Annotated in this window: 11 protein-coding genes and 1 pseudogene; 9 read left to right on the plus strand and 3 right to left on the minus strand. The window is 69.5% G+C overall.

Annotation, left to right across the window (positions count from 1 at the left end; all coding sequences use genetic code 11):
- Positions 1-50 precede the first annotated feature (50 nt).
- The 5 genes from ACW9TB_RS36795 (at position 51) to ACW9TB_RS36815 (ending at position 6,149) form a co-directional block, all read left to right on the plus strand.
- Positions 51-1,061, plus strand: coding sequence for an ABC transporter permease (locus tag ACW9TB_RS36795; RefSeq protein ID WP_472752739.1), 1,011 nt, complete (start codon positions 51-53; stop codon positions 1,059-1,061).
- A gap of 58 nt (positions 1,062-1,119) precedes the next feature.
- A complete protein-coding gene (locus ACW9TB_RS36800; protein ID WP_472752740.1) occupies positions 1,120-2,901 on the plus strand; it encodes an ABC transporter substrate-binding protein in 1,782 nt (593 codons plus the stop codon).
- Between the two features lie 83 nt (positions 2,902-2,984).
- Entirely contained in the window at positions 2,985-3,998 is a 1,014-nt protein-coding gene (locus ACW9TB_RS36805; protein ID WP_472752741.1) for an ABC transporter permease, read from the plus strand.
- Entirely contained in the window at positions 3,995-5,038 is a 1,044-nt protein-coding gene (locus ACW9TB_RS36810) for an ABC transporter ATP-binding protein (RefSeq protein ID WP_472752742.1), read from the plus strand. Before ACW9TB_RS36805 ends, ACW9TB_RS36810 begins: the two co-directional genes overlap by 4 nt.
- Before the next feature lie 46 nt (positions 5,039-5,084).
- On the plus strand, positions 5,085-6,149 hold the full coding sequence (locus tag ACW9TB_RS36815; protein WP_472752743.1) for an ABC transporter ATP-binding protein: 1,065 nt from the start codon (positions 5,085-5,087) through the stop codon (positions 6,147-6,149).
- 60 nt (positions 6,150-6,209) lie between these two features.
- Here the strand turns inward: ACW9TB_RS36815 and ACW9TB_RS36820 are convergent, their stop codons facing one another.
- From ACW9TB_RS36820 to ACW9TB_RS36830, 3 genes are all read right to left on the minus strand, one after another.
- Positions 6,210-6,893 carry a response regulator gene (locus tag ACW9TB_RS36820; protein ID WP_435288061.1) on the minus strand — a complete coding sequence of 228 codons (684 nt, stop codon included), beginning with the start codon at positions 6,891-6,893 and terminating at the stop codon, positions 6,210-6,212.
- Complete coding sequence (locus tag ACW9TB_RS36825; protein WP_472752744.1) at positions 6,893-8,110, minus strand: sensor histidine kinase; 1,218 nt, start codon at positions 8,108-8,110, stop codon at positions 6,893-6,895. Before ACW9TB_RS36825 ends, ACW9TB_RS36820 begins: the two co-directional genes overlap by 1 nt.
- A 103-nt stretch (positions 8,111-8,213) precedes the next feature.
- Positions 8,214-9,092: a RecB family exonuclease gene (locus tag ACW9TB_RS36830; RefSeq protein ID WP_472752745.1), complete on the minus strand. Its 879-nt coding sequence runs from the start codon at positions 9,090-9,092 to the stop codon at positions 8,214-8,216.
- 174 nt (positions 9,093-9,266) lie between these two features.
- On the opposite strand from ACW9TB_RS36830, the gene ACW9TB_RS36835 reads away from it, so the two are divergent.
- From ACW9TB_RS36835 to ACW9TB_RS36850, 4 genes and pseudogenes are all read left to right on the plus strand, one after another.
- Positions 9,267-10,355, plus strand: a complete 1,089-nt coding sequence (locus ACW9TB_RS36835) for a site-2 protease family protein (protein ID WP_472752750.1) — start codon at positions 9,267-9,269, stop codon at positions 10,353-10,355.
- Positions 10,356-10,593: 238 nt separating this feature from the next.
- Complete coding sequence (locus tag ACW9TB_RS36840; protein ID WP_472752746.1) at positions 10,594-12,051, plus strand: hypothetical protein; 1,458 nt, start codon at positions 10,594-10,596, stop codon at positions 12,049-12,051.
- 12 nt (positions 12,052-12,063) lie between these two features.
- Positions 12,064-12,498 carry a hypothetical protein gene (locus ACW9TB_RS36845; protein WP_472752747.1) on the plus strand — a complete coding sequence of 145 codons (435 nt, stop codon included), beginning with the start codon at positions 12,064-12,066 and terminating at the stop codon, positions 12,496-12,498.
- Positions 12,495-13,163 (plus strand): annotated as a pseudogene (locus ACW9TB_RS36850) (hypothetical protein); the annotation flags it as partial. The gene ACW9TB_RS36845 and the pseudogene ACW9TB_RS36850, both read left to right, overlap by 4 nt.

Raw genomic sequence — 13,163 nt, forward strand, 5'->3', positions numbered from 1 at the left:
CGGGGGACGCGTTGACGGACAACGTCGTCTGGGATCCAGGGGGCCACTGTATGACCGCACCGCTCGACGTCCCCGGCACGGCCATGGAGGCCCAGCCGGAGGCTGTTCTCGAAGGGGTGGGCGGAAAAGCCATCGAAGGCCGTTCTCTCGGCCAGATTGCTTGGCTGCGCCTGAAGCGCGATAAAGCCGCAATTATCGGCGCTTTCGTCGTGGTCTTCCTGACGTTGATCGCGATCTTCGCGGAGCGTCCGTTCGGCGGGATCATCGCCCTGTTCGGCGACTCCCCGAACATTCCCAACAACGACCTCATCGACCCCATGACGAGCGCGCCGCTGGGCGCCTGGGGCGGGATCAGCCTGGAGCACCCGCTCGGCCTGGAGCCGGTCAACGGCCGCGACATCTTCGCCCGGATCATCTCCGGCGCCCAGATCTCGCTGCTGGTCGCCTTCCTGGCCACCCTGGTCTCGGTGGTGCTCGGCTCGCTGCTGGGCGTGCTCGCCGGCTTCTTCGGCGGCTGGGTCGACACCCTCATCAGCCGGGCGATGGACGTCTTCCTCGCCTTCCCCCTGCTGCTGTTCGCGATCGCCATCGTCGGCGCCGTCCCCGACCAGGCCCTCGGGCTGAAGGGCAACGGCCTGCGGATCGCGGTGATCGTGTTCATCATCGGCTTCTTCAACTGGCCGTACATCGCGCGTATCGTGCGCGGCCAGACCCTGTCACTGCGCGAGCGAGAGTTCGTCGACGCGGCCCGGTCCCTGGGAGCGGGCAACGGCTACATCATCTTCCGCGAGATGCTCCCCAACCTCGTGGCGCCGATCCTCGTCTACGCGACCCTGCTGATCCCCACGAACATCCTGTTCGAGGCGGCTCTGTCGTTCCTCGGTGTCGGTGTGAACGAGCCCCAGGCCTCCTGGGGCGGCATGCTCACCAGGGCGGTCGACTACTACCAGACCGCCCCGCACTTCATGATTGTCCCGGGCGTGGCGATCTTCATCACCGTCATGGCGTTCAACCTGCTGGGCGACGGGCTCCGGGACGCCCTCGACCCGCGAGCCCGGTAGCGAACAAGCGACCGTCCTCTATATCTCCGTCACTCACGACAAGGGGTGTACCACCACGATGAGGAAGATCAACGCCCTGGCGCTCGCCGCGCTGGGTACCGCGCTGACCATGGGACTGGCCGCCTGTGGCGGAACAGCCGGTGGCGGCGGTGGCAACACGTCCTCAGGAAACCAGGGGACCGGTGCCGCAGCTCCCACGGCCAAGCACAACGACGGCTACACCAAGGTCGTCAACGCCTCGGACGCCAAGGGCGGCACCCTCAAGTTCGCCTACTCCGACGAGCCCGACTCGATGGACCCGGGCAACACGTACTACGCCTGGAACTGGGACTTCACCCGGCTCTACGCCCGCCCGCTGATGACCTACGCCGCCGAGCCCGGCGACGCCGGCCTGAAGCTGGTCCCGGACCTGGCCGAGGGCCCCGGCGAGATGGCCGCGGACGGCAAGTCCTGGACGTACAAGATCAAGAAGGGCATCAAGTACGACGACGGCACCGAGGTCAAGGCCACGGACGTCAAGTACGCCATCGCCCGCAGCAACTTCACCGAGGAGCTCACCGACGGTCCGAAGTACTTCGCCCAGTACCTCGACGCCGGTGACTACAAGGGTCCCTACAAGGACAAGAACCTCGACAACTTCAAGGGCATCGAGACCCCCGACGACTACACCGTCGTCTTCAAGCTGAAGGCGCCGTTCGCGGAGTTCGACTTCCTCGTCGCCAACCCGCAGTCCGCCCCGGTGCCGCAGGCCAAGGACACCGGCCTCGACTACGAGAAGACCGTCGCCTCGACCGGTCCCTACAAGATCGAGAGCTACGAGATCGGCAAGCAGTTCAACCTCGTCAGGAACGAGAACTGGGACCCGGCCACCGACACCACCCGCAAGCAGCTGCCCGACCGCATCGAGGTCCAGCTGAAGCAGAACGCCGAGGACATCGACAAGCGCCTCATCAGCGGCCAGGTCCACGTCGACCTCGGCGGCACCGGCGTGCAGCCGGCGGCCCGCGCCCAGATCGTCGCGGACGCCAAGCTGAAGGACTCCACGGACAACCCCTTCACGCCGTTCAACCGCTACGCGATGCTGTCGGTCGCGGTGAAGCCGTTCGACAACATCGACTGCCGCAAGGCGATCCAGTACGCCACCGACAAGACCGCCACCCAGGCTCCCTGGGGCGGCCCGCTCGGCGGCGAGATCGGCACCACCGCGATGACCCCGACCACGGTCGGCTACAAGCAGTTCGACCTGTACCCCAACGGCGCCGACCACAAGGGTGACCTGGCCAAGGCCAAGGAGCACCTGGCGGCCTGCGGCCAGCCGAACGGCTTCGAGACCAACATCGCGGTCCGCGGTGACCGCACCAAGGAGGTCCAGGTCGCCGAGGCGCTCCAGGCATCCCTCGACCGGGTCGGCATCAAGGCCACCATCAAGAAGTACCCCTCGGGTGACTGGAGCGCGCAGTACGCCGGCAAGCCGGAGTTCGTGCACGCCAACAAGCTGGGCATCATCGTGGCCGGCTGGGGCTCCGACTGGCCGTCCGGCTTCGGGTTCCTGTCGCAGATCGTCGACGGTCGCTTCATCAAGGACTCCGGCAACTACAACATGATGGAGCTCAACGACAAGTCGGTGAACGACCTGCTGGACAAGGGCATCCAGACCACCGACGCCGCGGCCCGCAACGAGATCTGGGCCCAGGTCGACCAGAAGGTCATGGAGTCTGCCGCCTTCATGTCCTTCGTCTACGAGAAGACCCTCATCTTCCGTCCGTCGACCCTGACCAACGTGTACGTGCACCCGGCCTACGGCATGTACGACTACACGTGGCTCGGCGTCCAGCAGTAGTCCTTCCCTAGTTAGCCGAAGGCAGGTGAAGGCCTGACGGTGCCCGGGAGCGACCCTCCCGGGCACCTTGGGGCCGAACGATCGTGGTCGCTTTCATCGTCCGCCGCGTGATCGCCGCCGTGCTGATGCTCGCCATCGTCAGCATGGCCACCTTCGCGATCTTCTTTCTCATCCCGCGCGCCCTGGGACAGACCCCCGAGGGCATGGCGTCGCGTTACGTCGGGCGAGACGCCACCCCTGAGGCGATCCAGGGTGCCGTCAAGCGACTGCACCTGGACGACCCGCTCCTGGTGCAGTACGGCCGGTTCGCGCAGGGCATCGTCGCCGGTCAGGACTACTCGATCGGCCCGCGCAAGGCCGACTGCCCGGCACCGTGCTTCGGCTTCTCCTTCAACAACAACCAGCCGGTCTGGCCGACGCTGCTCGACCGGCTCCCCGCGACGATCTCCCTCGCCCTGGGCGCGGCGGTCACCTGGGTCGTCGCCGGTGTCAGCGTGGGCGTCATCTCCGCGCTGAGACGCGGCACCGTCATGGACAGGACGGCCATGACGATCGCCCTGGCGGGAGTGTCGCTCCCCATCTACTTCACCGGCCTGGTGTCGCTGTCGCTGTTCGCGTACACGCTGGGGATCTTCCCCGGTGGGGGCAGCTACACGGCGTTCACCGAGAATCCGGTCATGTGGTTCCAGGCGCTCGTCCTGCCCTGGATCACCCTGGCGTTCCTGTACGCCGCCCTGTACGCCCGGCTCACCCGGGCGGGCATGCTGGAGACCATGGGCGAGGACTACATCCGCACGGCCCGCGCCAAGGGTCTCAAGGAGCGGACGGTCGTGACCAAGCACGCCCTGCGCGCCACGCTGACCCCGATCCTCACCATCTTCGGCCTGGACCTCGGCCTGCTGCTGGGCGGCGCGGTGCTCACCGAGAGCACCTTCTCCATCCCCGGCATCGGCAAGCTGGTCATCGACGCGATCCGGGGCAACGACCTGCCCGTCGTCCTGGGCGTGACCCTGTTCGCGGCGATCTTCATCGTCGTGGCCAACTTCATCGTGGACGTCCTGTACGCGGTGGTCGACCCGAGGGTGAGGCTCTCATGACGACTCCCGCACCGGAGTCCTTCCTGGAACTGCGCGACCTGCGCATCCACTTCCCGACCGAGGACGGCCTGGTCAAGTCCGTCGACGGCCTGTCCTTCAAGCTCGACCGGGGCAAGACCCTGGGCATCGTGGGCGAGTCGGGCTCGGGCAAGAGCGTGACCAGCCTCGGCATCCTGGGCCTGCACAAGGGCGGCCGCGCCAAGATCTCCGGTGAGATCTGGCTGGACGGCGAGGAGCTCGTCGGCGCGAACGCCGACCACGTGCGGACCCTGCGCGGCAAGAAGATGGCGATGATCTTCCAGGATCCGCTGTCCGCCATGCACCCGTACTACACCGTGGGCGCCCAGATCGTCGAGGCGTACCGGATCCACCACAGGGTCAGCAAGGCCGTCGCCCGCAAGCACGCGATCGACATGCTCGGCCGGGTGGGGATCCCGCAGCCCGACAAGCGGGTCGACGACTACCCCCACCACTTCTCCGGCGGCATGCGCCAGCGCGCGATGATCGCGATGGCGCTCTCCTGCGACCCCGAGCTGCTGATCGCCGACGAGCCCACCACGGCCCTCGACGTGACCGTCCAGGCGCAGATCCTCGACCTCATGCGCGACCTGCAGAGCGAGTTCAACTCCGCGCTGATCGTCATCACCCACGACCTCGGCGTGGTCGCCGAGCTGTCGGACGACATCCTGGTGATGTACGGCGGCAAGTGCGTCGAGTACGGCACGGCCGAGGACACCTTCTACCGGCCCGAGCACCCCTACACGTGGGGTTTGCTGGGATCGATGCCCCGCCTGGACCGCGAGCCCACCGAGCGGCTGCTCCCGATCAAGGGCACCCCGCCCTCCCTGATCAACGTGCCGTCCGGCTGCGCCTTCAACCCCCGGTGCACCTTCGCCGGCCGTACCGAGGGCAAGGCCGTCTCGGAGGTGCCGCAGCTGCTGGAGACCGACGGCGGCCACCTGGTCCGCTGCCACATGCCCCGCGCGGAACGACGGTCTATCTGGGAGAACGAGATCAAGCCGATGATGGAGAGCACGTGAGCGAGCGAGCGGGCCGGCACAGCGAGCCCCGGGTTAGGGAGGACGCGTGACCTCGGTCGACGTCGTTGACGACAAGGGCGGCACGGCCGAGAGGTCCCCCGCCGACGCGCTGCTGTCCGTGCAGGGCCTGCAGAAGCACTTCCCGGTGACCAAGGGCCTGCTGCGCAGGCAGGTCGGCGCGGTCAAGGCGGTCGACGGGATCACCTTCGACGTCCGCAAGGGCGAGACGCTCGGCCTGGTCGGCGAGTCGGGCTGCGGCAAGAGCACCACGGGACGGCTGATCACCCGCCTGCTGGAGCCCACCGGCGGCTCGGTCGTCTTCGAGGGCCACGACATCACCCACATGTCCCAGGCCAGGATCCGCCCGCTCCGCCGCGACATGCAGATGATCTTCCAGGACCCCTACTCGTCGCTCAACCCCCGGCACACGGTCGGCGCCATCGTCGGCGCCCCGTACCGCATCCAGGGCATCCAGACCGAGCAGGGCACCAAGAAGGCGGTCCAGGAGATCCTGGAGATGGTCGGGCTCAACCCCGAGCACTACAACCGCTACCCGCACGAGTTCTCCGGCGGCCAGCGCCAGCGCATCGGCATCGCCCGCACGCTCGCCCTCAAGCCCAAGCTCATCATCGCCGACGAGCCGGTCTCCGCGCTGGACGTGTCGATCCAGGCCCAGGTGGTCAACCTCCTGGAGGACCTGCAGAACGAGCTCGACCTGACCTACGTCATCGTCGCGCACGACCTGTCGGTCATCCGGCACATCAGCGACCGGGTCGCGGTCATGTATCTCGGCAAGATCGTCGAGCTGGCCGACCGCAAGGGCCTGTACGAGTCGCCCATGCACCCGTACACCACCGCGCTGATGTCCGCGGTGCCCGTCCCCGACCCGGCCCGGCGCAAGGACCGCGAGCGCATCCGCCTGCAGGGTGACGTGCCCAGCCCGCTCAACCCGCCGCCCGCCTGCCGGTTCCACACCCGGTGCTGGAAGGCCCAGGAGATCTGCAAGACCGTGGAGCCGCCGCTGACGGCGCTCGCCCCGGGCCACCAGGTCGCCTGCCACTTCCCGGAGAACGCCCCCAAGGAGCAGCCCTCGCCGGTCGTGTCCGGCTGACCGACCGTCCCGCCCCCGCCCGTACGGTCTCGTGCGGGCGGGCTCTTACGGGCGGGAAGGTCAGGGGAGCGCGCCCGGCGTGATCAGGCCGGTCTCGTAGGCGAGGACGACGGCCTGGACGCGGTCGCGCAGGCCCAGCTTGGTGAGCACGTTGCCGACGTGGGTCTTGACCGTCGTCTCGCTCACCACCAGCTCGGCGGCGATCTCCGCGTTGGACATGCCCTTGGCGATCAGCCGGAGCACCTCCAGCTCGCGCTCGGTGAGCCGGTCCAGGCGCGCGGGGGTCGACTGCTGGTGCACCGAGGGCAGGTGCGCGCCGAACTTGTCCAGCAGCCGCCGGGTGACGCTCGGCGCGACGATCGCGTCGCCCGCCGCGACCACCCGGATGGCCTGCACCAGCTCCTCGGGCGGGACGTCCTTCAGCAGGAACCCGCTGGCCCCGGCGCGTAGCGCCTCCACGATGTACTCGTCGAGGTCGAAGGTCGTCAGCACCAGCACCCGCGGCACGTGCGCGCCCACGGTGGCCTCCCGCACGATCCTGCGGGTCGCCTCGATGCCGTCCACCCCCGGCATCCGGATGTCCATCAGCACCACGTCGGGCAGCAGCGCCCGCGACTGGTCCTGCGCCGCCTTGCCGTCTCCCGCCTCGCCGACCACGGTGAGATCGGGCTCGGCCTCCAGGATCAGGCGGAAGCCGGTGCGCAGCAGTGGCTGGTCGTCCACCAGCAGCACTCTGATCGTCATCACGTGTCCTTGAGGGGGAACCGGGCATTGACCTCGAATCCGCCCCCGGGACGCGGGCCGATCCTCAGAAGTCCACCATAGAGGGCCACGCGTTCACGAATACCCGCCAGCCCGTGTCCGGTCACCTCCTCGCCCTCGCCGCGCGCCTTCGGGCCGAGGCCGTCGTCCTCGACCTGGACGGCCAGCCCGCCCGGTTCGTGCCGTACCGTCACCCAGGCCCGCGCCCGCGGCCCCGCGTGCCGCAGGCTGTTGGTCAGGGCCTCCTGGACCAGCCTGTACGCGGCCAGGTCGACGCCGGGGGGCAGCGGACCCGTCCCCGGGGCCCCGGGACCGTCCTCCATCCACAGCTGCGTCCGCAGTCCCGCCTCGCGCATCTGGTCGACCAGGGCCGGGATCTCGCGTACTCCCGGCTGCGGGTTGCGCTCGGCGGGCGTCCCGTCGGTCCTGAGCACGCCCACCATGTCGCGCATCTCCGACATCGCGGTCCGGCCGAGCTCCTCGATCGCCGACAGGGCCTCTCGCGCCCCGTCGGGGTTGCTGGCCAGCACCCGGCGCGCCGCGGCGGCCTGGACGGTCATCACGCTCACGTGGTGGGCGACCACGTCGTGCAGCTCGCGGGCGATGCGGGAGCGCTCCTCGGCCCTGGCCGCCCGGGTGTCGGCCTCCCGGGCGCGTTCCACGCGCCGCGCCCGGTCGCGCAGCTCCGCCTGGTAGGCCCGGCGCAGCCGCACGCTCCGGCCGGCGATCCACACGGAGCCGGTGAACACGGCCATCAGCAGGTGGCCGCTCCACCCGCTCCACCCGCCGAGCCCGCCGCCCGCCGACGACGACAGGAGATGACCGGTGAGGGCCAGCGCCGGGGCGCACAGGCTGAGCGCCAGGCCGCGCCGGGTGGCGATCGTGTAGACCAGCACCAGGGCGGCCAGCCAGAGCAGGGAGGGGTTGCGTCCCGTCGCGGTCAGCGTGATCTCGGCCAGGCAGACCAGGAAGAGCACCAGGAACGGCCGGTGGCGGCGCAGCGCCACCGACAGGCAGCCCACCGCGATCAGGCCGAGCCCCATCGCGTCGGGTGCCCGCAGGCGGGCGGGGTCGCCGAAGACGTGGGTCACGTGGGCGAAGGGGACCGAGGCGGTGGCCAGCGCTCCACCGAAGATCACGTCGGGAATCAGCGGGTGCCCGCGGAACCACGTCCGCAGGCTGCCGATGGTGTCGCGCACACAATCAATTTAGGCGCCCTTCCCCCGCCGCCACCCTGCTGGAGGTGGATATCACCTCTCATCCCCACGAAGGATCCGCTCCACGGAAACACCGGACACAGGGCTACAACTCGTCGGTGGCCGCCCTTGAGATCTTGGCGGGCCGCCGGTTGCTGCGGACGGTGTCGCCGGGCTGCCGCTCGGGAACGGGCGGGGGAGTGCCGCCGAACTCCGGGCACAGGTCCTTGTAACTGCACCACCCGCACAGCCTGCTGGGCCTGGAACGCCACTCGCCCGTCTCCAGCGCGCGCTCGATGGCCTGCCACAGGGCCTGGACCTTGCGCTCGGTGGCCAGCAGGTCGGCCTCGTCGGGGGTGTAGCGCAGCACCTCGCCGCCGCCCCCGAGATACATCAGCTGGAGCATGCGGGGCACCGAGCCGCGCAACCGCCACAGCACCAGCGCGTAGAACTTCATCTGGAACAGCGCCTTGGCCTCGAAGGCGGGCCCCGGGGCGCTGCCGGTCTTGTAGTCAACGACACGGACCTCGCCGGTGGGCGCCACGTCCAGCCGGTCGATGTAGCCCCGCAGCATCAGGCCGCTGCCGAGCACCGCCTCCACGTACAGCTCCCGCTCGGCGGGCTCCAGGCAGGTGGGGTCCTCAAGGGTGAAGTAGCGCTCCAGCATGGCGCGGGCCTGGGTCAGCCACTCGGCGCGGTCGTCGTCGCCGGTGAACATGCCGGCGTACGAGGGATCCTCCTCCTGGAGCCTGAGCCACTGCGGCTCCAGCAGGTCCTGGGCCGCGGAGACCGTGCGCTCCGGGGCGGGCAGGTCGTACAGGCGCTCGAGCACCGAGTGGACCATCGTGCCGCGCACCGCGGCGGGCGACGGCGGCTCGGGAAGCCGGTCGACCACCCGGAAGCGGTAGAGCAGCGGGCACGTCATGAAGTCACCCGCGCGCGACGGCGACAGGGCTCCGACGATCGTGGGCTCGGTCGGTGACATGACCGCACTGTAGGTCACAGTGACGACAGTTTGTGCCCGGGGCGCCCTCGTGGCGTCTGCCACGGGCCCGGCGGCGCGTACCATCGAGGCCTGAGGGTGAGGGCGGACGGGACGAGGAATGGTGAGCCAGCGGTGAGCAGCGACAGCCCACGCCAGGACAATCCGGGGCTGCGGATGGGCCGCCCGTTCGGCATCCCGATCTACGTCTCGCCGACCTGGTTCATCGTGGCGGCCTTCATCACCTACTCCTTCCAGGGCGTGGTGGCCTCCTGGCTGCCCGACCTGAGCGTCCCGCTCACCTACGTCGTCGCGTTCGTCTTCGCGGTGCTGCTCTACGTCTCGGTGCTCCTGCACGAGCTGGCGCACTGCGTGGTGGCCAGGATGTACGGCCTGCCGGTACGGCGCATCACGCTCTACCTGCTCGGCGGCGTCTCGGAGATCGAGCGCGAGCCGGAGACCCCCGGCAGGGAGTTCATGGTGGCCTTCGCCGGGCCGCTGCTCTCGCTCGGGCTGGCCGGGATCGGCTTCGCCGTCTCCCAGGTCATCGACCCCGGCACGATCGCCGGGGTCCTGGTCTTCCAGCTCTGGTTCGCCAACCTGATCGTCGGGATCTTCAACCTGCTGCCGGGACTGCCCCTCGACGGCGGGCGCATGCTGCGGGCGGGCGTCTGGAAGATCACCCGCAAGCCCGTCTCCGGCACGATCGCGGCGGCCTGGGCGGGTCGGGTGCTGGCCGTCGCCCTGGTGGTGGGCACCGTCTGGTCGGCGCTGGTGACCGGTCAGGAGCCGGGCCTGATGCTCGTCTGGTCGCTGCTGCTGGCCGCCTTCATCTGGTTCGGCGCCACCCAGGCGCTGCGCGGCGCCCGCGTACGGGCCCGCATCCCCGAGGTCAACGCCCGCGCCCTGGCCAGGCGGGCCATCGCGGTCACCGGCGACGTGCCGCTGGCCGAGGCCCTGCGCCGGGCCGCGGAGGCGCGGGCCGGGGCGATGGTGGTGGTCGACCACGAGGGCCACCCCACGGGCATCGTGAACGAGGTCGCCGTGGAGGCCACCCCGGAGAGCCGCCGCCCCTGGGTGACGGCCGGCTCGCTGTCGCGCAGCCTGGAGCCCTCGCTGGTGCTCGCCGCCGACCTGGAGGGGGAGCCGCTGATCGACGCCATGCGCGAGTCCCCCGCCGGGGAGTATCTCCTGGTGGAGCGCGGCGGCGAGATCTTCGGCGTGCTCGCGACCTCGGACGTGAACCGCGTATTCAGCGGGGTTTAAGCGAACCGCAGGTCGTTCACATGCGTCTCACTGGATACTCGCCGATGAGCAGGGGCGGCAGGAGAAGATGATGCCTGTTCGTCCCACTCGTCTTCGGCTCTTACCAGGACTAGGGTTTTGGCCAGCGAACGGGCTGGCCATGTAGCTTAAGGGACGTCAATTGGCACCCCCCCGAACACCGGCTCAGGCCGGCGATCTGACGCCGGATCTCCTCGGCGCCCCCGAATGGACCGATCAAATGGTCGCGGCCGCGGGCATCCCCATGTACGACATCCCGTTCCTCACGGTCGGTGGCGGCATGGGATCCTTCGTGACGCTCGACTACCTGAGGATCTACGGCGTCCCCACCTCGCAGATGCGGGTGGTGTCCAACATCGACCACCCGTGGCAGACCTACGAGTTCCTCACCAGGTGCTCGCAGATCCCCCGGGGTGAGCGGATCCGCTCCGACTCCTCCTCCCGGCCCGACAACCTGTGGGGATTCCCCTCCTACGCCCTGGAAGAGGCGTGGAAGGAGAAGAAGCCGTCGTACCTGTGGCAGATCCTCACTGAGCCGCTGCTGAACGACTACTGGACCCCGCGCGCCGGCACCGTCTTCGAGAACCTCGAACGCGAGGCCAAGCGCATCAACTACTGGGACATGCTGGTCAAGGGCCAGGTGCGGATGGTCCGCCGCAGGACGGGCGGCGGCTACTTCACCGTGGTCACCCCGCCCGACGGCGCGGCGCCGACCAAGCGGATCATCTTCCGCTCACGCTTCGTGCACGTCGCGATCGGCTACCCGGGCCTGAAGTTCCTGCCCGACCTGCAGGAGTTCCGCACCAAGCACGGCGACTACCAGCACGTCGTCAACGCCTACGAGCCGCACGAGCAGGTCTACGAGTTCCTGAAGACCCGGCCGGGCACCGTGGTCATCCGCGGCGGCGGCATCGTCGCCTCCCGGGTGCTCCAGCGGCTGTTCGACGACCGGGAGCGGCACAACCTGCAGACCCAGATCATCCACATCTTCCGCACGTTCGTCAGCGGCTCCCACGGCCCGCACGTCTGGTCACGCCGCAAGGGCGGCGACGGCTGGGCCTACCAGGGCTTCAACTACCCCAAGTCGGTGTGGGGCGGCCAGCTCAAGGCGCAGATGCGCAAGCTGGAGGGCGCCGACCGGGCGAAGAAGTACAAGGAGATGGGCGGCACCAACACCCCCTTCAGGCGGCGCTGGCAGGAGCAGATGCGGGCGGGCCGCAGCGGCGGCTACTACCACCCCGTGCAGGGCACCGTCGACCGGGTGGAGCAGAGCCGCGACGGGCGGCTCGTCAGCTACGTGCGCAGCGGCGACGGCATCGTCAGGGAGCCGGTGTCCGACTACATCATCGACTGCACGGGTCTTGAGGCCGACATCGCCGAGCACCGGGTCTTCGCGGACCTGCTCCAGCACGGCGGGGCGTTCCGCAACCCGGTGGGCCGGCTGGAGGTGGAGCGCCACTTCGAGGTGAAGGGGACGGCCAGCGGCGACGGCGCCCTCTACGCCTCGGGGTCGGCTACGCTCGGCGGCTACTTCCCCGGCGTCGACACCTTCCTCGGCCTGCAGATCGCGGCCCAGGAGATAGCGGACGACCTGTCGAGGCGGGGGTTCGTCAAGAAGATGGGACCGCTGCGCTCGACCTCGCAGTGGTTCAAGTGGGCCCGCAACTCGCCGGTGTAAGGAGTAGTTCCCGTGGTTCCGACCCTGCTGGGCCGTATTCAGACGCGCCTGCTCATGCTCGCCACCGTCGGCGTGGTCATCACCCTGCTGATCGTTCCGCTGCTTCCCGGCTCGGGGCCGCTCTCCGGCCGCTACATCAACGGCCTCCTGGTCATCGCGGCGGTGGCCGTGCTGGGGGTCGTCTGGGAGCTGATATACCACTTCCTGATGCAGTTCAGATGGGAGAAGGACTGGCCGACCCTCTTCGGCCTGCTGACGCTCGTGCCCGAAGGTCTTGTGCTGTACTTTTTGCTACGGTCCGGTGCAGTTGATTTCATCGATCCGGTCCCGCCGGCCGCCTTCTGGACGCACTTCACCGTCGTCTGGGTATGCATCTGGTTGGTGACGAACGGTCCCATGAGGGTGCCGTTCATCCGGTGGCGTTTCCGGGGAGGGAGAGTTCTGTGACCGACCAGGGCTTCGGGGTGGTGCGTCCGCTTCCGGGCAACGGGCTGGTGGCCCATGAGGGTGGCCTGCTGCTGGTGTGCGACGCGGCCGAGGCCGTCGTTGAGGATCTGCTGGGGGCGCTGCGGGAGACCGCGGCCTCCGGCGGCGACGGCCGGGCGCTGGCCCGCCGGGTCGCCCAGATCCTCGCCGTCATGATGGGCGAGACGGTGGCGTGCGCCGTCGCCGGACCCGTCGGCGGGGGAGTGGCCGTCCTGGTCAGCGGCCCGGCGTTCGCGTCGGTGAACGGCGCGAACGGTGAGATCCAGCTTGCCGGGCGTGACGCGCTCACCTGGTCCGATCGGCTGGTTCCCGGCCCGGTGACCCGGGTGGAGCTGCGCCTGCCCGACGCGGGGGCCGCGCACCCGCTGTCCCGGCTGGACTCCGGGGTGATCGTCGCGGGCGGGGTCTCGTGCGACCCGACCGAGGCGGGCGCCCCTCCGCCCGTGGCGCGGACGGAGTCCGCCGCGCCCCAGGGACAGCACGCCGCCAGGCAGAACAGCCAGCAGGCCGCGCCCCGCGGCAGAGCGCGGTCGTCGCGCTCGGCCTCGGCCTGCCGCGGGGCCCTGCGGGCGTGCTCGGTCACGCGCCCCACTTTACCCGCGTTGCGGAACGAATCACTCCGTTAT

The sequence above is a fragment of the Streptosporangium sp. H13245 genome (genome assembly GCF_055690525.1).

Bases quoted from the DNA above. Each gene is read 5' to 3' on its own strand.
- ACW9TB_RS36795 (WP_472752739.1), top strand. From the start codon at position 51: ATGACCGCACCGCTCGACGTCCCCGGCACGGCCATGGAGGCCCAGCCG.
- ACW9TB_RS36800 (WP_472752740.1), top strand. From the start codon at position 1,120: ATGAGGAAGATCAACGCCCTGGCGCTCGCCGCGCTGGGTACCGCGCTG.
- ACW9TB_RS36810 (WP_472752742.1), top strand. From the start codon at position 3,995: ATGACGACTCCCGCACCGGAGTCCTTCCTGGAACTGCGCGACCTGCGC.
- ACW9TB_RS36820 (WP_435288061.1), bottom strand. From the start codon at position 6,893: ATGACGATCAGAGTGCTGCTGGTGGACGACCAGCCACTGCTGCGCACC.
- ACW9TB_RS36830 (WP_472752745.1), bottom strand. From the start codon at position 9,092: ATGTCACCGACCGAGCCCACGATCGTCGGAGCCCTGTCGCCGTCGCGC.
- ACW9TB_RS36835 (WP_472752750.1), top strand. From the start codon at position 9,267: ATGGGCCGCCCGTTCGGCATCCCGATCTACGTCTCGCCGACCTGGTTC.
- ACW9TB_RS36840 (WP_472752746.1), top strand. From the start codon at position 10,594: ATGGTCGCGGCCGCGGGCATCCCCATGTACGACATCCCGTTCCTCACG.